Origin of the sequence: Winogradskyella thalassocola (assembly GCF_900099995.1) — a bacterium.
GTDB classification, from domain to species: domain Bacteria; phylum Bacteroidota; class Bacteroidia; order Flavobacteriales; family Flavobacteriaceae; genus Winogradskyella; species Winogradskyella thalassocola.
The window spans coordinates 21271-42670 of sequence record NZ_FNCZ01000001.1 but is presented as its reverse complement, the minus strand read 5'-3'; the positions used below and the strand labels follow the sequence as shown (position 1 = coordinate 42670).

At 33.7% G+C, this 21400-nt stretch carries 11 protein-coding genes; 10 read left to right on the top strand and 1 reads right to left on the bottom strand.

The annotated features are described in order from the left end of the window. Nucleotides 1–73 precede the first annotated feature (73 nt). The 4 genes from BLT80_RS00160 to BLT80_RS00145 all read left to right on the top strand — a co-directional run bounded on the left by BLT80_RS00160 (nt 74) and on the right by BLT80_RS00145 (nt 6895). Nucleotides 74–2704 carry a TonB-dependent receptor gene (locus BLT80_RS00160; RefSeq protein WP_092465575.1) on the top strand — a complete coding sequence of 877 codons (2631 nt, stop codon included), beginning with the start codon at nt 74–76 and terminating at the stop codon, nt 2702–2704. A 151-nt stretch (nt 2705–2855) separates the two neighbouring features. Next, entirely contained in the window at nt 2856–4190 is a 1335-nt protein-coding gene (locus tag BLT80_RS00155) for an MFS transporter (RefSeq protein ID WP_092465574.1), read from the top strand. A gap of 14 nt (nt 4191–4204) precedes the next feature. Continuing rightward, nucleotides 4205–5143 carry a carbohydrate kinase family protein gene (locus tag BLT80_RS00150; RefSeq protein ID WP_245710053.1) on the top strand — a complete coding sequence of 313 codons (939 nt, stop codon included), beginning with the start codon at nt 4205–4207 and terminating at the stop codon, nt 5141–5143. 12 nt (nt 5144–5155) lie between these two features. Beyond that, nucleotides 5156–6895, top strand: coding sequence for an alpha-amylase family protein (locus BLT80_RS00145; RefSeq protein ID WP_092465573.1), 1740 nt, complete (start codon nt 5156–5158; stop codon nt 6893–6895). A gap of 2 nt (nt 6896–6897) precedes the next feature. Here the strand turns inward: BLT80_RS00145 and BLT80_RS00140 are convergent, their stop codons facing one another. After that, complete coding sequence (locus tag BLT80_RS00140; RefSeq protein WP_092465572.1) at nt 6898–9261, bottom strand: DUF5686 family protein; 2364 nt, start codon at nt 9259–9261, stop codon at nt 6898–6900. A gap of 159 nt (nt 9262–9420) precedes the next feature. Here BLT80_RS00140 and BLT80_RS00135 point away from each other — a divergent pair, with 159 nt between their 5' ends. From BLT80_RS00135 to BLT80_RS00110, 6 genes are all read left to right on the top strand, one after another. After that, nucleotides 9421–11700, top strand: coding sequence for an NADP-dependent malic enzyme (locus tag BLT80_RS00135; protein WP_092465571.1), 2280 nt, complete (start codon nt 9421–9423; stop codon nt 11698–11700). Nucleotides 11701–11853: 153 nt separating this feature from the next. After that, on the top strand, nt 11854–12435 hold the full coding sequence (ruvA, locus tag BLT80_RS00130) for a Holliday junction branch migration protein RuvA (protein ID WP_092465570.1): 582 nt from the start codon (nt 11854–11856) through the stop codon (nt 12433–12435). Next, nucleotides 12435–19763: a T9SS outer membrane translocon Sov/SprA gene (gene sov, locus BLT80_RS00125; RefSeq protein WP_092465569.1), complete on the top strand. Its 7329-nt coding sequence runs from the start codon at nt 12435–12437 to the stop codon at nt 19761–19763. The genes ruvA and sov overlap by 1 nt, the downstream gene beginning before the upstream one ends. A gap of 60 nt (nt 19764–19823) precedes the next feature. Further along, nucleotides 19824–20204, top strand: a complete 381-nt coding sequence (gcvH, locus tag BLT80_RS00120) for a glycine cleavage system protein GcvH (RefSeq protein WP_092465568.1) — start codon at nt 19824–19826, stop codon at nt 20202–20204. A 4-nt stretch (nt 20205–20208) separates the two neighbouring features. Beyond that, entirely contained in the window at nt 20209–20559 is a 351-nt protein-coding gene (locus BLT80_RS00115; protein WP_175455515.1) for a VanZ family protein, read from the top strand. A gap of 66 nt (nt 20560–20625) precedes the next feature. After that, nucleotides 20626–21354 (top strand): energy transducer TonB, encoded by a 729-nt coding sequence (locus BLT80_RS00110; protein WP_092465566.1) that lies wholly within the window; start codon nt 20626–20628, stop codon nt 21352–21354. The last annotated feature ends 46 nt before the right edge of the window (nt 21355–21400 follow it).

The following is a 21400-nucleotide window of genomic DNA, read 5'->3' as shown; positions in this document are numbered from 1 at the left end:
CATTTTTTTTGCATGATAAATGTAAATTCGATAAATAATCAACGTTAAAAATACTAATTAAACAACTGAACGGATGAAATCAATTAAAAACAAGTGGAGTTTACTTTTACTTTTTACCATGATTACTGTCATGGTATCTGCACAAAGTAATGTCTCTGGTAGTGTAAAGGATACTGAAGGTATGCCTTTATTAGGTGTTAATGTAATTATAGAAGGTACAACTAAAGGTGCTGTTTCTGATTTTGATGGTAATTATGTAATTACAAATATTGAAAACGGAACTTATACTTTAGTAGCTTCGTATCTCGGTTTTGCAACATTTAAAAAAGAAGTTACTATAGATGGTGCTGATGTTACTGTAGATGTTATAATGGCAGAAGATTCTGAATCTTTAGATCAAGTGGTAATAACAGGAGTTGTAAACCCTAAATCTAAACTAGAATCAAGTGTATCTGTCTCTACAATGGATGCTAAACTTATAGAGCAAGCAGCACCAAGAAGTGCAGGTGAGCTTTTTAGAAATATTCCAGGTATACGTGCAGAATCTTCGGGTGGTGAAGGAAACGCTAACTTTAATGTTCGTGGAGTTCCAGTTTCTTCTGGAGGGTCAAGATATTTTCAAATTCAAGAAGATGGCTTGCCATTAAATTTATTTGGTGATACGTCTTTTGGAAATTCTGATAACTTTTTAAGAATTGACTCTAACATTGGTAGAGTTGAAGCTATAAGAGGTGGTTCTGCATCTACACAAACATCTAATGGTCCAGCAGGTATCATTAATATGATTAGTAAAACAGGTACTACTGAAGGCGGTTCAATAGCGACTACATTTGGTTTAGATTATCAAACTAGTAGATTAGATTTTGAATACGGAACGCCATTAGGTAACGGACTTTCTTATCATCTTGGTGGTTTTATGAGAAATGGTGAAGGGCCAAGAGAAATTGGATACCAAGGAAACAAAGGTGGTCAGTTTAAAGCAAATATTACAAAAAGATTTGACAGTGGTTATGTGCGTGTTTATGCGAAATTTTTAAATGACAAGTCAGTAATGTATTTACCAATGCCAATGTTATTAGAAGGTGGTAATGATGATCCTACTTTTTCTAATCTTCCAGGATTTGATATTACTTCAGATTCTGCACATTCAGCATATTTACAACAAAGCGCTGGTACATCTCCTTTTACTGGGGAAAATCACACGAATGATGTTAGAAATGGTAATAACCCAATCTCAAAATCTTTAGGAGCTGAATTTTCATTTAGTTTACCTAACGATTGGAAATTATCAGGAAAAGCAAGATACTCTAGCAATAGCGGACAATGGGTTGCCCCATTTACTGCTGCTGTTGGTACAGTTGCTGAAATTGAAGCAATGGCAAGAGATGCTGCAGGAGCTGGCGCTGAACCATTAGTTTATGCAGATGGTGCTAGAGAAGCTTTTAATCCTTCAAATGGTTTGGCTCAAATTATACATATGTTTGATGTAACAGTAGAAGATTTAAGTAATTTTTTTAGTGATGTAAAAGTGTCTAAAAAGCTTGGTGATAACGTTGGTGTTACTGCTGGTTTATTTACGGCCACTCAAAACACTAAAATTGGATGGCAATGGAGCTCTTTTCTTTCTGAGGTTAAGGGAGGCGGAGAAGCTAGATTAGCTGATTTTGATGGTTTTTCAAGAAACGGCCAATTTTCTTACGGTACTCCGGTTTGGGGTAACTGTTGTCAACGTAAATACAATACAGTACATACAGTAAACTCTCCTTACGTTGGTGTTGATGCTGATATTACTGATAAATTAAATTTTGATGGAAGTGTACGTTTTGAGAACGTTAAAGTAAATGGTAACATAGCAGCTGGACCAACTAGCCAAGACGAGTATGATTATAATGGAGATGGTATAATACAAGGTATTGAGCAAGTTGTACCAATTATATCAGGTGCAGACGGTCAAATTATTAATGATGATTATAATTTTGTTTCATATTCTGCGGGTTTAAATTACAAAATTAATGATGGTTCGGCCGTATTTGCAAGATATAGTTCAGGTGCGTCAGGTAGAGCAGCAGATCGAAATAGTTATGGTACAGATGGTAAAGCAGACGTTCAATTTGATGAATTGTCACAATTTGAAGCAGGTTATAAGAAAAGACTTAAAAACGGAGTACTTAATCTAACAGGTTTTATGAGTAAAACAGAAGAAGGATTAAGTAATGAACTAAATAGAGAAGTAGGTAATCCATTTAAAGCCATAGGTATTGAAGCAGAAACAGCTTTAGCTTTTGGTAATAATTTTTCTATCAATGGTTCTTTAACTTGGACTAAAGCTGAAATTGATGGTGGAGATAACAAAGGCAATACTCCAAGAAGACAGGCAGACTTTGTTTATAATTTAGCACCGTCATATAATTTTGGTAATAATAGTAAGCACTCTGTAGGTTTAAGTGTATTAGGTACCTCAAAGTCTTACGCTCAAGATGATAATGATTTAGTTATGCCAGGATATGCATATTTTAATTTAATCGGTAGAGCTGGTTTAACAGAAGGTTTATCTTTAGTGTTAAGTGTAAACAACTTATTTGATACCGTTGGTATTACAGAGGTTGAAGGAAATGGGGATGGTGCATACGGTAATAATCGTTTAGTAAGAGCACGGTCAATTAGTGGTCGTTCTTCTACATTGTCTCTTCAATATAAATTTTAATTAAGTATTAATATTTGAGTAAGTTAATTTTTAAGATTGATTGATTGATTGGTAAAAGAGTTGGTGTTGATATTTTATCACTGACTCTTTTTTTCTTAAAACGGTTCATTTTGAAGTTAAGTAAATAATACTTTTAAATAAAGTAAGGCTAATGTTAAAGAAAAAACCACGTTTAAGTTTCTGGCAAATTTTTAATATGAATGTAGGATTCCTTGGAATTCAGTTCAGTTTTGGTTTGCAACAAACAGCAGTTAATCCTATTTTTTCTTTTTTAGGAGCACTGCCAGAAGATTTGCCTTTATTAAACTTAGCAGGACCTGTAACAGGTTTAATTGTACAACCTATAATTGGTGCAATTTCAGATAAGACATGGTCGCCACGTTGGGGAAGAAGAAAACCCTTTTTCTTAATAGGTGCGCTTATAGGTAGTTTGTGTTTGTTTGCTTTTCCTTATAGTCCAACATTATGGTTTGCAGTTGGTTTATTATGGATTTTAGATGTTGGTAACAATATGGCAATGGAGCCTTATAGAGCTTTTGTTGGAGATAAATTACCAACTAAGCAATTAAGTTTTGGATATCAGATGCAAAGTTTATTTGTTGGTGCTGGTATCGTTTTAGCCAATGCTTCTATTTTTCTTTTTCAAGATTGGTTTGGAGGACAAGAAGTTGTTGATGAAACGGTAAAATCTATTCCTAATTGGTTATACTATTCATTTTTTATAGGTGCAATTTTATCAGTGATTACTATACTTTGGTCAGTTTTAAAAACACCAGAAATTCCTCCACAAGCTGAAGAGTTAGAAGAAATTAAAAAACACAAAGCCTTACCTTTTTCACAACGTGTACAAACTCCTTTCATAGAAATATGGGAAGCTATTAAGGATATGCCAAAATTTATGTGGAAGCTGGCAGGAGTTTATTTATTTCAATGGTATGCGCTTTTTATATATTGGCAATTTATTTCGCCAATGTTTGAGGAAAGTATTGGTTTTAATAAATCACAAGCATTGAGTCAGGCGGCTAAAATGAATACAACTTATAATATTTCCACTATAGTTTTTGCATTAGCATTAGTGCCTTTAGCTTTAAAATGGGGTGGAAAAAAAGTGTATGTCTTAAGTCTGTTCTTAACAGGAATAGCGATGTTATCAATTCCGTATATAAAAGATCCAATGTTAGTGCTAATACCAATGATTTTATTTGGGATTGGTTGGGCGGCAATGATGGGTATTCCATATACTATGGTTTCTAAAATTGTACCTCAAGAGAGACGAGGTGTTTATATGGGGATTTTAAATATGATGATAGTAATTCCAATGGGAATACAAACCGTAACATTTGGACCTATAGTAAAGAATCTTTTAAATAATAGTGCTGTAAATGCGATATTATTTGGAGGAGTATTTTTTCTTATTGCGGGAGTATTAGCAATTCGCCTTAAGCAGCCAAAAGATTATGTACAAGAAAATCTTATTGATAATTAAGAATTAAATTTATTGTGAAAAATAGTATTAAAAATATAGATATCTTGTGTGTTGGCGAGGTATTGATTGATTTTATCGGGCATCAAAAAGATGTTCTTATTAACAACACAAGAGATTATCACAGGTATTTAGGAGGTTCACCCACAAATGTGGCCATGAATTCGGCAAGGTTGGGGTTAAATTCTAGAATGGTAGCCAGTATTGGTGATGATGGCTTTGGTGAATACGTTTTTGAACGATTAAATGAAGTTGGTGTTAATACAGAATCGATTTTTAAAATTGATAAAACGCCAACTAGTGTCATATTTGTATCGAGAACTCAAAGTACGCCAGATTTTATACCTTATCGAGAAGCGGATTATCGTATCTCAGAAAGCCAAATTCCAAAAGAATTATTATCGGTAACAAATATTTTTCACACCACTTGTTTTGCACTGAGTAAAAATCCAGCGCAAACAACTATTTTAAAAAAGGCAGAAGAAGCCTTTAATTTAGGTTGCCAATTAAGTATAGACATTAATTATGCAGATGAACTTTGGGAAAATAAAGAAGAAGCGCTAAGTATAATTAAAGCTTATTGTAAATTTAATCCTTTAATAAAAATTAGCGAAGATGATATGTTACGACTTTTTGGGAGAACATTGCCTCATAGCGAAATCTTTGATTTTTTTCATAATGAAGGTGTTGATACAATATGTTTAACATTAGGAAGCAAAGGGGTTAAACTTGCCGAAAAAGAAAAAGAAACTATTCAGATGCCAGCAATTAAAGTTGAAAATGTTATGGATGCAACTGGAGCTGGTGATGCATTTTGGTCAGGATTTTTGTTTGCTTATATAAAAGAAAAACCAGCAAAAGAATGTTTAGAAGTCGCTTTACAATTAGCAGCTTTAAAACTTCAAAATGTAGGAAGATTGCCTGACAATATCGATATTTTATCCAAACTATTATAGTAAGAGACTGCCATGCATAAAAAAGATAACCGTGAGATTTTTAATGGTGTAATGCTTAATGCTTATCCAGATAGTATAGGTCAAAAATTAAGCGATACTATTAAAATGCTTAAAATGCCAGAGTTTAAAGATGCCTTTTCTTTATTCTATGTGTTACCTACATTTTTTAATAGTGATTTAGATCGAGGATTTTCTGTTATTGATTATAACCTCAACAAAGAACTTGTTTTAGAAGAAGATTTAGAAGCATTAGAGGCTCTCAATATCTTATTGAAATTTGATATTGTTCTAAACCACTTATCAGTCGCTTCACCACAATTTAAGGATTTATTAGAGCATGGTAACGATTCTAAATACAAAGATTTTTTTATTAACTGGAATACCTTTTGGGAAGGTCATGGTGTAAAAAATAAGGATGGAATTGTAATTCCTCATAAAGAATTTCTCGATAAATTATTTATGAGAAAATCGGGTTTACCTATATTAAAAGTCCCATTTCCAGATGGTTCAAAACAGCCATACTGGAATACGTTCTATCAGCAAATTACTTACAATAAAATATCGGTAGCTGATTTAGAGGATATTAAAGAATTTAATAATGTCAACAAAGTAGTATTAGTAGAAAAAGTCAATAAGGCTATAGATGAAAATCGAAAGATAAACACCATTGACTTTGGAGAAAGCAATCATTTGAAATCCGAAATATCAAAAGTTGTAGATAGAAATTGCACCTATTTAGGGCAGATGGATGTTAATGCAAATTCTGAATTGGTTTGGGATTTTTATGGAGAAACCCTGGCTAAAGTAAAAAGCTTTGGGTGTAAAATTCTAAGACTAGATGCTTTTGCTTATTTACATAAAGAAATTGGGGAATCTAATTTTTTTAATAAACCAGGAACATGGAATCATTTAGAACGTATTAACCAAATAGCGCAGAAAAATGATCTTATACTTTTACCAGAAATACACGCAGAATACGGATTAAACTTGCATGATGAGGTTGCGAAAAAGGGATATCAAATTTATGATTTTTTCTTGCCAGGATTAGTAATTCATACCTTAGAGAAAGGTACAAATAAAGCCATTTTAAAATGGGCTAACGAAATCATCGATAAAGGATACAAAACCGTTAATATGTTAGGTTGCCATGACGGCATTCCTGTTTTAGATTTAAAAGGAAAAGAAGTTAATGGTAAATATAATAAAGGATTACTTGAGGATGAAGAGATTGAGGACGTTATGAATATTGTTTTAGAGCGAGGTGGGCGTGTAAAAAACCTTTACGATCCGTCTGGAAATAAAATCTCGTATTATCAAGTTAATGCAACGTTTTTTAGTGCTTTAGGTGAGGATGATCAAAAATTATTGTTAGCAAGAGCAATTCAATTATTTATGCCTGGTATTCCACAGATATGGTATCTCGATATTTTTGCTGGAAAAAACAATTATAAAGCTGCGGACGAAGGCGGTACAGGTGGTCATAAAGAAATAAATAGAACAACATTATCACCAAAAGATATTGAAGACGGACTTAAAACAGATATTGTTATAAATCAACTTAAATTAATTAGACTAAGAAATACTTCAAAAGCATTTTTGGGAATTGTAAAAATTAATAATTCATTGGATAATGAAATAGATATCAAATGGTCTAATAATGGAGATTTTGCTCAATTACAAGGAAATCTTAAAACTTATAAGTTTATTATAACATATAATGAAGGAAATGAGAATAGAGTTATGAGTTTTTAATTCTATTTAAAAGTAAATCCAACGGAATATTTAAAAGCAAAATTATCGCTGGATTTATCAAGGTTGTGATATCCATAACGATAAAAAGCACCCACACCAATTCCTAAGTAACCAATATTTAAATACGGAATTTTAATAATATTCTGAAGCTCTAAACCTGTTTCTAAAAATAACTCATCTTTAGTTTTAAATTCAATATTCTGATGGTAGGACGTATGGTCTAAACTTCCAATTCCCAGATTATTATAAAGTAAAACATCGGGTTGAAACAAGCCTTTATTATTAAATAATCTGCCGAAATTATGTGTTGTGAATACGTTTGCATAACGATCCGATAAAAACTCATAAGGTGTTACAGTTTGAAAATAATCCTTCACCACAAAAGGAATTTTTTTATCTAAAGTACCTTCACCGGTAAATAGTAGACCATAAGGAAGCGCACTATCTATATAACCCAAGTCTAAGCGATATGTTGTTTTTCCAAGTCCTTTAGTTATAAAGCTATGGTCTAAAGTAAATCGTAATTTATTATAACTGAAATCACTATCAAAAGCACCTTTTAATCCTCTCGAATACATAAGCTTAAAAACCGGTGCATCGCTCGGTAGTCTTGTTGTAACACCAAAGTTTCTTACGAGTTCTTCGTTAACATGATAGCCAATACCAACATTGATTTCAGAATTGGTATACTTGGTCATTGGTAGTCCGTTTTTCATAAATTGATAATCATAAAGCGGTGTTACATCAGCAGTATTAAAACCTAAATCCCAATTCATATTTCGTAAAAGTTTCATCTCTGTATGAATACTAAAGGATTCTATAGCATCCATTTGACTTGCAATCCAATTGCGTTGTACAAACGGGTTATCAATCGTATTTCCAGAATAGGTTCCTGTTTCGCGTAAATCATTCTTGTATTTCAAGCTTACAGAAATATCTTTGTCTCCAGGCACATCAACTGAAACCTCTCCTCCATATTTCCAAGTATGGTCTTTAAATCCATAAGCACCATAACCACCAATAGACAAATGTTTAAAAATGTCGTCGTTGGTATACAAGCCCAGTCCTAATCTTGCACCTTCGTACTTATTGTAGGTAGCGAGGCTTTTAAGATCTAAGTCAACATATTTAAAGGGTATGCGCCATTTAACTAAACTAGGTGCCCATTTTAAAAACTTGTCTAATTTCATTTTGTCTCCAATACTGTCTATTAACACATAGGTACGCCGTTCTTTTGCATCTAGCGTGTCCTTTCTAAATTGATCCCAGTATTGAGAATGTCTACCTTCAACATCTTCAGATAAGGTGAGCGAAACCAATGGAAAATCTTTCTTTTTTAATGGTGTGTTTGTGGTGATTTCGGACAGATAACTCTTCCCAACGTATTTAAAACTGCCAAAGCCTTCGCCCAGAATAATCACGAAATTTAACTGTTCAGGGAACCAATAATCGTTGTCTATAAATTTATATTTCTGTTGAATTGTAAAATCAATTTTTCCGGAATTATAAGTTGATGCATCAACGCTTTCTACTGCATATTGATTAGAATTGATGTAAAGTAATCCTTCTAAACCTTCAAAGTTGCGATTCGCTTTAGGTTCAAAAGAAATAACAAATACGGTGTCTTGCCCCTTTACATATTCGTCTTTTAATCTGAATTTATATTTTTTCGTACTGCCTTTCGAAATAGGGTTAAGATAGTCTGTCTCAAAAAGGGAAATATGATCGTCGTAAAAAGAAAAGGGTTGAAAACTATTGGCTAAAACAGCAAAATTAGGATTTTTAAAACCTGATGTTCTTCTCGCAATAACACTATCTTCAGTAAATCTTGGTTTTAGATATTTATGCTTGGCAATGGTTTCTGTAATAAAAAAATAAGAGTCTTTAAAAAAAGAAGTATCCTCTGAAAGCGAATCATTTAAGTCTTGGTTTTCATTGATATCTACATAAACTTTATCATAAGATTTATAGGTGAAGGAGTTTAGATTTTCAGGATTGTTAAGGTCTTTGTTGGCTACCGCTAATCTAATAATACGATGCGCAGGATTTTCTCTATCAATAACCACTTCATCTAATTCACTAACGGCTTGCTTAAGTGTAATGGTCTCACTTTTTATATTGGCGATTTCTAAGATTTTTGTTTCATAGCTCACATAACTTATGGTGATTTTTTTAATGTCAGCGTTGACAAAAAAGACACCATCAATGTCCGTTGCAGTCCCTTTATAAGACGTATCATTAAAAATAATATTTGCAAATGGAATGACAATACCACTGTCTTCATCTATAAGTTTGAACTTTTTTAAGGATTGTGCATAGGTGTTAAAGGTTAAAATAACGATTAATAATGCTAGTGCTTTTTTCATTTAGTAAAGGTTAGATTAATAATTTAGTGAAAAAATAAAGAAATTATTAAAAGGGAACACTAATTTATAAAAATCTTGATATCTGTGACAAGCTTTCATTTTCTTATATTTGCAGCTTATATTAAATGAACTTTATTTAATAGCCAACAGATTCAAATTATGAGCAAACAAAGCAGACGTTTAGAAGCCTTAGTATATCACGCCAAACCTACTCCTGGTAAAATTAAAGTTGTACCTACTAAAAAATACGCGTCACAACGCGATTTATCTTTAGCGTATTCTCCAGGTGTGGCAGAGCCCTGTTTAGAGATAGCTAAAGATGTAGAAAATGTTTATAAATATACGGCCAAAGGAAATCTTGTTGCCGTTATTTCTAACGGAACCGCCGTTTTAGGTTTAGGAAATATTGGACCAGAAGCCTCTAAACCAGTTATGGAAGGTAAAGGTTTGCTCTTTAAGATATTTGCAGATATTGATGTGTTTGATATCGAAGTTGATACGGAAGATGTAGAAGCTTTTATTGCAACGGTAAAAAATATTGCACCAACTTTTGGAGGTATTAATTTAGAAGATATAAAAGCACCTGAAGCCTTTGAAATAGAACGTCGTTTAAAGGAAGAATTAGATATTCCTGTCATGCACGATGATCAGCATGGTACGGCTATTATTTCGGCAGCCGCATTATTAAATGCATTAGAAATTTCTAAAAAGAAAATAGATGAAGTTAACATAGTTGTTAGTGGAGCTGGCGCAGCTGCAATTTCGTGTACACGTTTATATCAGGCTTTTGGAGCTAAGCGTGAAAACATAGTAATGTTAGATAGTAAAGGTGTTATTAGGGATGATAGAACTAATTTAACTTCTGAAAAAGCGGAATTTGCAACGCATCGTAGAATCGATACTCTAGAAGAGGCCATGCAAAATGCGGATGTGTTTGTAGGCTTGTCACAACCTGATATCGTAACACCAGCGATGTTGTTAACTATGGCGGCAAATCCAATTGTGTTTGCCATGGCAAATCCAAATCCAGAAATTCAATACCAATTAGCTATAGATACTAGAGATGATATTATTATGGCAACTGGTCGTAGTGACCATCCTAACCAAGTTAATAATGTTTTAGGATTTCCTTTTATTTTTAGAGGGGCTTTAGATGTTAGAGCAACAAAAATTAACGAAGCTATGAAAATGGCGGCTGTTAAAGCGTTGTCTGATTTAGCTAAAGAATCTGTTCCTGAACAAGTGAATATCGCTTATGCGGAAACAAAACTAACGTTTGGTAAAGAGTATATCATTCCAAAACCATTTGATCCAAGATTAATCGCAGTAGTGCCACCAGCGGTTGCAAAAGCAGCCATGGAGAGTGGAGTTGCTAAAGAGCCTATAGAAGATTGGGATCGTTATAGAAACTCATTATTAGAACGTTTAGGTTCAGATAATAAGTTAGTTCGTATGTTGATTGGTAGAGCAAAAACAAATCCAAAACGTGTGGTTTTTGCAGAAGCAGATCAATTAGATGTTTTAAAAGCCGCTCAAATTGCATACGAAGAAGGCATTGCACATCCAATCCTTTTAGGTCGTAAAGAAGTCATTTTAGAATTGATGGAGGAGATTGAATTTATTGCCGATGATGTTGCAATTATAGATCCAAAATCAGATAAAGAGACCGAACGTAAAAATAGATATGCGGAGGCTTATTGGAAAAAAAGAAAACGTCAGGGAGTTACTATTTATTCTTCCGAAAAGAAAATGCGAGAGCGTAATTACTTTGCGGCAATGATGGTGAATGAAGGAGATGCTGATGCACTTGTTACGGGGTATTCTCGTAATTATCCTTCTGTGGTTAGACCAATGTTAGAGTTAATTGGTATGGCGGACGGAGTTACAAGAGTTGCAACGACTAATGTAATGATGACCCAACGCGGTCCAATGTTTTTAAGCGATACCTCTATAAATATTGATCCTACGGCTAAAGATTTGGCTAAAATTGCTCGTATGACATCACGAGTATCAAAAATGTTTGGAATAGAGTCCGTAACCGCAATGATTTCGTATTCTAACTTTGGGTCTTCAGAGAATCCAAGAGCAGAAAAAGTGAGAGAAGCCGTAGCTTATTTGCATAAAGCTTATCCAGAAATGGTGGTTGATGGTGAATTGCAAACTGATTTTGCACTTAATGCAAAAATGCTACAAGATATTTTTCCATTTTCAAAATTAGCAGGTCGAAAAGTAAATACCCTTATTTTTCCGAATTTAGATGCAGCAAATATTACCTACAAATTATTGAAGGAACTCAATAACAGTGAGTCAATTGGGCCAATTATGATGGGAATGCGCAAGCCAGTTCATATTTTACAATTAGGAGCAAGTGTAGACGAAATCGTAAATATGACAGCAATTGCAGTTATTGATGCTCAAGAACGAGAGAAAAGACACTAGGCATACGTTTAAAATTTAGGTTTATATCATTGACTTTAGAATGCGTTATTTCTTGAAAGTAGTCTATAATTATATATAGCTTTCATACTACGTCTCTATATGTTCTAATGAAAATAATTTTATTACATTTGGTTTTTCAACATTTCGTTATAAATGATTACACACATAGAGGGTAAACTTGTAGAAAAAAATCCAACAGACGTTGTTATAGATTGCAATGGTGTCGGCTATTTTATTAATATTTCATTACATACGTATTCTCAAATTCCAGACAAAGAGCATTTAAGACTTTACACGTATCTTCAAGTACGGGAAGACTCACATAGTTTATACGGATTTTCGTCTAATGTTGAACGCGAAATTTTCAAACTATTAATTTCTGTAAGTGGTATTGGTACAAATACAGCACGTACAATGCTGTCATCACTATCTCCAGATCAAGTAAAAGAAGGTATTGCAGGTGGAGATGTAGCTTTAATTCAGAGTGTAAAAGGTATTGGGTTAAAAACAGCACAACGTGTTATTATTGATTTAAAGGATAAAGTGTTAAAAGTCTATGGACTAGACGAACTTTCTTCAATACCAAACAATACACACAAAGAAGAAGCGTTATCTGCTTTAGATGTTTTAGGATTTAATAAAAAACAATCCGAAAAAGTTGTCGATAAAATTTTACAAGCCCAACCAGATGCCCAAGTGGAGCAAATTATTAAAGAAGCTCTAAAAAACTTATAATGCAATTGAATATAACTCTACATAAGCAACGCTTCTCCTATAGATATTTATGCATATTAGCTTTTACAATGCTAATTGGTAATTTAGTTGTTGCTCAAGAAACAGAAACAGAACAAGATTCTACTAAGACCACGTTTGCATTTGGAAAATTAAACATGCCAAATCCAAATAGTATTATTTCAAAATATACTTATGATCCTGTTTTAGACCGTTATGTCTATTCTCAAAAAATCGGAAATTTCAATATTAACTATCCTTTAATTTTAACTTCAGAGGAATTCCAAGAACTGGTACTGCAAGAAAAATTAAAAGCCTATTATAAAAAAATGGCTGATGCTAAAGCTGGACAAAAAGAGGGTTCAGAAGAAGATCAGAAAAATTTATTGCCAGAATTTTATGTGAATTCAGGTTTGTTTGAAACCATATTCGGGGGTAACACTATAAATGTTATACCACAGGGGTCTGTGGAAGTCGATTTGGGTGTGTTATTCTCAAAACAAGATAATCCTTCTTTTTCTCCAAGAAATAGAACAAATTTCACCTTTGATTTTGATCAGAGAATTAGTTTAAGCTTATTAGGTAAAGTTGGAACGCGACTTCAAGTAACGGCAAATTATGATACTGAAGCTACATTTGATTTTCAACAGATTGTAAAATTAGAATACACTCCAACCGAAGATGATATTATCCGTAAGATCGAAGTTGGTAATGTAAGTATGCCACTTAATAGCTCATTGATTACAGGTGCACAAAGTCTTTTTGGTGTAAAAACAGAATTACAATTTGGTAAAACTAGAGTTACAGCTGTGTTTTCAGAACAGCAGTCGCAGTCTAAGTCAGTTGTAGCAGAAGGAGGCGGAACAGTTGAGGAGTTCGAGTTTTTTGCGAGAGATTACGATGAAAATAGACACTTCTTTTTAGCGCAGCATTTTAGCGAAACGTATGATAAATCGTTATTACAGTATCCTTTTATAGATAACCAAGGACTTCAAATTACAAGAGTTGAAGTTTGGGTTACAAACAGAAATAATCAAACTGAGAATGTTAGGAATATTGTAGCCTTTCAAGATTTAGGGGAATCTACTGCAGAAAACATTGGACTTAACCCTATACCAGCAGGTTTTGTGAATAACCCAGGGGCTAAACCTAATAATAAAAATAATGATTTTGATCCAACGAATATTGGAGGTCCAGGATCATTATTGACCGAAGCAGTTCGTAATATAACTAACACACAGGGAGGTGTAAATATTAATGTTAATGAAGGTTTTGATTACGGTAAATTAGAATCTGCAAGAAAGTTAACTGAAGGACAAGAGTATGTTTTAAATGAAAAATTAGGATATATATCTTTAAATCAACGTCTACTAAATGATGAAGTTTTGGCTGTTGCATTTCAATATACCATTGGTGGTGAAGTGTTCCAAGTAGGTGAATTTGCTAATGATGGTGTCGATGCTACGACGGTAGATAATACATCTGGTAATGAGGTCGTAAATAATCAAAGTTTAATTCTGAAAATGCTTAAAAGTGCGGTGACTTCGGTTGATCAACCTATTTGGGATTTGATGATGAAAAACATTTACGATACCGGAGCATTTCAACTTAGTCAAGAAGATTTTAAATTAAATATCTTTTATACAGAATCCTCTGCATTAAATTATATAACACCAGTAGTTGTTGGTGGAGTTGAAGTCCCATTTCCAACCTTTGATAATAACACTGTTAATACCAGTGACGATACCGAAATTAGAGAGACACCACTGATTCGACTCTTCCATTTAGATAAATTAAATTATAATGGCGATCCGCAAGAGCAAGGGGATGGTTTCTTTGATTATGTCGAAGGACAGACGGTATTGAGTCAGAATGGTAAAATTATCTTTACGAAAACGGAGCCTTTCGGACGTTATTTATTCGATGTTTTAGATGACGATGGAAATGCGAATAACAACGCTTCAGATTATGAAGATATTTCAGATACTCAAAGTGGTTTTAACGAAAACCAAAAAAAATACGTTTACGATATACTTTATAAATCTACCAAAACTGCAGCTTTAGATGAAGCGGAAAAGAATAAGTTTCAAATAAAAGGGCGTTTTAAAAGTAGTGGTGGAGATAGTGGTATTCCTATAGGTGCTTTTAACGTGCCAAGAGGTTCGGTAACAGTTACTGCAGGTGGTCGTACACTTGTAGAAGGAGTCGATTACACCGTGAACTATCAATTAGGACGTGTAGAAATTTTAGACGAAGCTTTAAAAGCATCTAATACTCCAATTAACGTATCAGTAGAAAATAATGCTGTTTTTGGTCAGCAGACAAAACGATTTACAGGGATTAATGTTGAACATCAATTTAATGAGAATTTTGTTTTAGGGGCAACCTTGTTAAACCTTAATGAACGACCAATAACACAAAAGGCCAATTTTAATTCGGAACCAATAAACAATACCATTTTTGGATTTAATGGAAACTACTCCACAGAGGTTCCGTTTTTAACGCGAATGGTTAATAAACTACCAAACATAGATACAGATGTTCCTTCTGATCTTTCAGTAAGAGGTGAATTTGCATATCTATTACCTGGTGCTTCAAGTGGAGCCGATTTTAATAATGAACCAACCGCCTACATTGATGATTTTGAAGGGACGCAAGGAGCTATAAATTTATTAAGCCCGTTGTCTTGGACTTTATCGAGTAGACCGAAGGATTTACCAACTACGATTTCAGGAAGTGATGCCAATAGTATTGAAAGCGGTTATGGTAGAGCACTTTTAAACTGGTACACTATTGATCCTATTTTTTATAGTAACCAACGCCCAAGTGGCATAACAGATAATGACGTTTCGGATTTATATACACGTCGTATTTTTATTGAAGAGATTTTCAATCAAGATATCGTGCAAGGGCAATCTTCGGTAATAAATACATTAGATTTAGCATATTACCCTTCAGAACGTGGTCCATATAATTTTGATCCGGCTGCAGCTAATGGTAATGCTTTAGATCCAACAAAAAGTTGGGCAGGTATTACAAGGCAAATCACATCTACCGATTTTGAACAAGCCAATGTTGAATATATTGAATTTTGGGTACAAGATCCATTTCTAGATAATCCAGGAAATACGGGAGGGAAATTATTCATAAATCTTGGTAATATTTCAGAGGATATTTTGAAGGATGGTAAAAAGCAATTTGAAAACGGCTTACCAGAAAATGGTGATGTATCAGCTTTAGTTCGAACTGATTTTGGTGGTGTTGTACCACAAAACCAGTCACTAATCTATACGTTCGGAACAACAGGAGCAGAACGTACTAATCAAGATGTAGGTTTTGATGGTTTTAATGATGCAGAAGAGATTGCAGAATTTGGGGCAGAATTTGGAGAAGATCCATCAAATGATAATTACAATTATTACTTAAATACAGATGGTGATATTTTTAATCGCTATAAAAAATATAACGGTACAGAAGGTAACACGCCAGAGACTTTTACAGATACGAATAGAGGTTCTACAACACAACCAGATGTAGAAGATATCAATAGGGATAATACCATGAATACTATTGATAGTTATTTTCAGTATGAGGTAAATATTACGCCTTCTAGTTTAAATATAGACAACCCTTATATTAATGACGTTAAGGAAAATGTTCAAGTTGTTTTACCTAATGGTGACGTTAGGAATGATGTAAAATGGTATCAATTTAGAATTCCTATTGCAGAAAGCGATATTCGTGAACCAATTGGTGGAATTTCTGATATTAGATCAGTTCGTTTTGCGCGTTTATATATGTCTAATTTTACTCAGAATACAGTATTGCGTTTTGCAACCTTAGATTTAGTTCGTAGTGATTGGAGACGTTATACCTTAGATTTAGATAATAACGATGCAAATAATAGTCCAAATGCCGAGTTTAATGTAGGTGTTGTTGGTGTACAAGATAATGCAGGTTATGAACGTCCACCAGGAGTTGAGCAAGAAGAGCTAAATAACAATAATACTATTGTAAGGCAGAACGAACAATCGTTAGTGCTTCAAGCTTGTGATTTAAGACCAACGGACTCGCGTGGAGTGTATAAAAATATTAATGTAGATATGCGTCAGTATAAAAAACTACGAATGTTTACACACGCAGAAGCTCAAGAAGGCTCTATGCTAGAACCTGGCGAAATGATTGCTTTTATAAGAATGGGTAGTGATTTTACTCAGAATTATTACCAAATAGAAGTACCATTATTACCGTCTTCTGATGCAGAAGGTAGCTCTAGAGAACGTGTTTGGCCAGAGCAAAATGAGATAAATATTCCTTTAGAGTTTTTACAAAAAATTAAAGCACTTGGTATTTCTGCTGGGACTTTAAGTAATGAAGATCCTACATTTTACAATGTGGTAGATGGTGTGCTTGATGAAACCGCATTAACGACTTTAGACCCGCCATATAATGATATTGTTGGTACGCAGAAGCAACAACGTATTGCTATTAAAGGAAATCCAAATTTTGGAGATATTAGAGTATTAATGGTTGGTGTTAAAAACTCTGGATCTACGGGGATGAATTCTTGTGGTGAGTTTTGGTTTAATGAGTTGCGTATGTCTGACATGGAAAATGAAGGAGGTTGGGCAGCTGTTTTAAGCATGGATACTAAAATTGCAGATTTCGCAAGTGTTAGCGCTACAGGTAGAAGAAGCACAATAGGTTTTGGAGGTATAGAACAGGGACCAAGTGAACGAAGTTTAGAAGATGTAGCTCAATACGATGTAGTAACTAATGTGCAATTAGGTCAATTATTACCAAAAAAATGGGGTGTTCAGTTACCTTTTAACTATGCCCAGAGTGAAGAAATGGTGACACCTAAGTTCGATCAGTATTATAATGACCTTACATTAGATTCAAGATTAGACGCAGCAAGTTCTAATGCAGAACAAGATCGTATACGAGAACAATCTGAAGATTATACGAAACGTAAAAGCATTAACTTTATAGGTGTAAGAAAACAAAAAACAGGAGATTCTAAACCTCGTGTTTACGATGTAGAAAATCTAACATTTAATTATTCTTATAACAAAGTAGAACATCGTGATTTTGAAATTGAAAATGCCTTAGATCAAACCGTAAGAGCTGGAGCCAATTATAATTATGCCTTTGAGCCTTTAAAATTTGAACCTTTTAAAAAGAACGATTCATTATTTACTGGTAAAAATTGGAAAATATTAAAGGATTTCAATCTTAATCTATTACCATCTAATTTTTCTGTAAATACAGATATTAATAGGCAGTTCAACAAACAGAAATTTAGAGAGGTTGAATTAGGAGCTGGTAATATTGGTATCGAAGAATTATTCAGAAGAAATTACACCTTCGATTTTCAGTATGCCATCAACTATAATCTTACAGATGCCTTGAGTTTAAACTTTAATGCATCTAATACTAATATTGTTCGTAATTATTTTGTTGACGATCGTATTAACGGATTGCAAGATCCAGAACTCGATGTTTGGGATGGCTTTTTTGATTTTGGGGATCCTAATTACCAAACACAACAGCTTCAAGTAAATTATGAATTACCGCTATATAAAATACCAGTTTTAAGTTTCTTAAGGGCAACCTATGCTTATAATGGAGCGTTTCAATGGCAAAAAGGATCAGATTTAAATGAAGGATTACAAGTTGAAGATCCTGATAACTTAGGGGTTTATAACACTTACAATTTAGGGAATTCAATACAGAACTCTAATACGCACAATATTAATACGACCTTAAATATGGAGACCCTTTACAAAACTTTAGGGTTAGTTAAAAAGGGGAATCAAAATGCTAGAGGAAGAACAAGAACCACAGCAGTAAGAAAGCGCTCTGGGACACCAGACGCTGAAGATAACAAAGATGCAAAAGCAGATGATCCTAATAAGCCAAGTACAGGAGAAAAAGCATACAATACCTTAATTGATGTGGCCACTATGGTGAAGAGAGTTCAATTTAGTTATGCTGAAAATAACGGAACATATTTACCGGGTTACTTACCAACACCTGGTTTTGTTGGGACATTAAAACCTACTTTAGGTTATACTTTTGGTAGTCAACAAGACATAAGAAGTTTGGCGGCTAATAATGGATGGTTAACTACGTTTCCAGATTTTAATCAGCAATACACAGAGATAGAAAATAAGACGCTCGATTATTCGGTCAACGTAGAGCCAATGCGCGATTTAAAAATAGACTTAACAGGAAACAGAACCTATGCTGAAAACATCTCGGAAAGTTTTAGAACAATAGACAATGATGGTGATGGTTTAAGTGATACCTATGAAGATTTAATCACTAATTCTTTTGGGAATTTTATGATTTCAACCGCATTAATTAAAACAGCATTTAGCAAAAGTGATGAAAATGAATCGGCTGCTTTTAATGACTTTAGGGCTAACCGATTAGTTATTGCTAACCGTTTAGCAAGAAACTTCTACGGGGCAACGCCATATGGCACCGATGCAGAAGGGTACCCAGAAGGGTTTGGTAAAAATAGCCAACGTGTGTTATTACCAGCTTTCTTATCAGCTTATCAAGGTACTGATCCAGAAAAAGTAAGCACCAATGCATTTAGAGATATTCCTATTCCGAATTGGACCTTAAAATATACAGGGTTGATGAAATTACCTTGGTTTAAGAAAACCTTTAAGCGTTTCTCAGTTCAGCATGGTTACAGATCGCGTTATACTATAAATCAGTTTAGAACAAATTTAGATTATGTAGAGTACGATAAAGATTTAGGTTTTATAGCTCCTGCAAATGCAGATGCATTAGACCAAGCAGGAAATTTTAAGAATGAAACCCTATATAGCAACATTAACTTAGAAGAACAGTTTAGTCCTTTAGTGCGTTTAGATTTTGAAATGAAAAACTCGGTTAAGGTCTTAGCGGAAGTAAAAACAGATAGAACCTTATCCCTAAGTTTTGATAATAATTTAATGACCGAAATTCAAGGTAAAGAATACACACTTGGATTAGGGTACCGCTTTAAAGATTTAAGAATTCGATCGCAACTTGCGGGACCAAAACAAATTATTGTAGCAGATTTAAATATGAGTTTGGATGTCACCGTAAGAGATAACAAAACGATTATTAGATATTTAGATTTAGAGAATAATCAAATTACGGCAGGTCAAACCATTTGGGGACTTAAATACAATGCAGATTACGCGTTTAGTAAGAACCTAACGGCTATTTTCTATTTTGATTATACGTTCTCAGAATTTGCAATTTCAACATCCTTCCCACAAACATCTTTAAGATCAGGAATTACGTTGCGTTATAATTTTGGCAATTAAGTTTGAATTGAAGCTATTAAAAATTTACATTTGCTTTATAATTAATATATCATATTAAAGATGAATACACCATCAGAATTAAAGTACACTAAAGACCACGAATGGATCAAAATTGAAGGAGATATCGCTACAATTGGTATTACCGATTTCGCTCAAAGCGAATTAGGTGATATTGTCTATGTAGAAGTAGATACTTTAGATGAAACATTAGACGTTGAAGAAGTCTTTGGTACCGTGGAAGCTGTTAAAACAGTTTCAGATTTATTCTTGCCATTATCAGGAGAGATTATTGAATTTAATGAAGGTTTAGAAGACGAACCTGAAAAGGTAAACTCTGATCCTTATGGCGACGGTTGGATGATTAAATTAAAGTTTTCAGATGCCTCTCAAATAGAAGATTTATTATCTGCAGACGATTATAAAGCTCTTATTAGTGGTTAAAAAATTGCTATTACTAGTGTCTGTAGCTTATACGTTGGCATTGGTTATTGCGAGCTTAATTACGCTGCATGGAGTGCCGAGCTTTGGAACTTCATTCGATGATAAGATATTTCATATTGTTGCGTATCTTGGATTAACATTGCTGTGGGTATTATATGTTAATCCTAATAAAAAGGGACGATTACTTTTTATAGTTTGTTTTGCAGCTATTTTTCTTGGTTTTATACTAGAGTTATTACAATATCTTGTTAATCCTAACAGAACTTACGATACATATGATTTAATTGCAAATAGTATTGGTGCCATTTTTGGTACGCTAATTGCGAGTAAAATAAATATATCTAAATTAAATTAACCCAAAGCCTTGTTTGTTTTACTATTATTTAGTTAAATTAGCGAAGTTGTATTAAAAAATTATATTATGGAACCTAAAAAGAATCTGAAATCGGATGTAAGTAGAAACAGCTCGCTGTTTTTTGCTGTTGGTCTTGCGTTAATGATGGGGATAACCTATTTGGCAATCAATTATAAAACTTACGATAAAGTAGATGTTATTGCTGACTCGTTAAATTTAGATGATGAATTAGACGAAGAAGTGCCAATTACAGAACAAATTGTAACTCCGCCACCACCGCCACCACCGCCACCAGCAGCTCCAGAAATTATTGAGGTTGTTGAAGATGAAGAAGAGGTAGAAGAAACTGTTATAGAATCGACTGAAACCGAAATGGAAGCAGAAATTGTTGAAGTTGAAGAAGTTGAAGTAGCAGAAGTGGAAGAGGATTTAGAGGTGCCATTCTCAGTTATTGAAAATGTTGCGGTTTTTCCAGGTTGTGAAAAGGAAAAAGGAAATGCAGCTAAAAAAGACTGTATGAATGATAAGGTTAATAAATTTATTGGAAAAAAATTCAACACAGATTTAGCTGGAGATTTAGGATTACCACCTGGTAAAAAGAGAATCTTCGTTCAATTTAAAGTTGATAAATCTGGTAACATAACTAGTATTGTAGCTCGTGGTCCACACCCAGGATTAGAGAAAGAAGCAAAACGTGTTATAGGTCAATTGCCTAAAATGCAACCAGGTAAACAAAGAGGTAAAGCTGTGGTAATGCCATTCTCTATTCCTATTGTTTTCCAAGTACAAGACTAAGACGAAAAAAGAAATTTTTCTTATATAAAAATCCCGTTCAAACTTA

What these genes read in the sequence shown, in the direction of transcription:
- BLT80_RS00140 (WP_092465572.1), bottom strand. Translation starts at nt 9,261, where the DNA reads ATGAAAAAAGCACTAGCATTATTAATCGTTATTTTAACCTTTAACACC.
- BLT80_RS00155 (WP_092465574.1), top strand. Translation starts at nt 2,856, where the DNA reads ATGTTAAAGAAAAAACCACGTTTAAGTTTCTGGCAAATTTTTAATATG.
- BLT80_RS00160 (WP_092465575.1), top strand. Translation starts at nt 74, where the DNA reads ATGAAATCAATTAAAAACAAGTGGAGTTTACTTTTACTTTTTACCATG.
- gcvH (WP_092465568.1), top strand. Translation starts at nt 19,824, where the DNA reads ATGAATACACCATCAGAATTAAAGTACACTAAAGACCACGAATGGATC.
- BLT80_RS00145 (WP_092465573.1), top strand. Translation starts at nt 5,156, where the DNA reads ATGCATAAAAAAGATAACCGTGAGATTTTTAATGGTGTAATGCTTAAT.
- BLT80_RS00135 (WP_092465571.1), top strand. Translation starts at nt 9,421, where the DNA reads ATGAGCAAACAAAGCAGACGTTTAGAAGCCTTAGTATATCACGCCAAA.
- ruvA (WP_092465570.1), top strand. Translation starts at nt 11,854, where the DNA reads ATGATTACACACATAGAGGGTAAACTTGTAGAAAAAAATCCAACAGAC.
- BLT80_RS00110 (WP_092465566.1), top strand. Translation starts at nt 20,626, where the DNA reads ATGGAACCTAAAAAGAATCTGAAATCGGATGTAAGTAGAAACAGCTCG.
- sov (WP_092465569.1), top strand. Translation starts at nt 12,435, where the DNA reads ATGCAATTGAATATAACTCTACATAAGCAACGCTTCTCCTATAGATAT.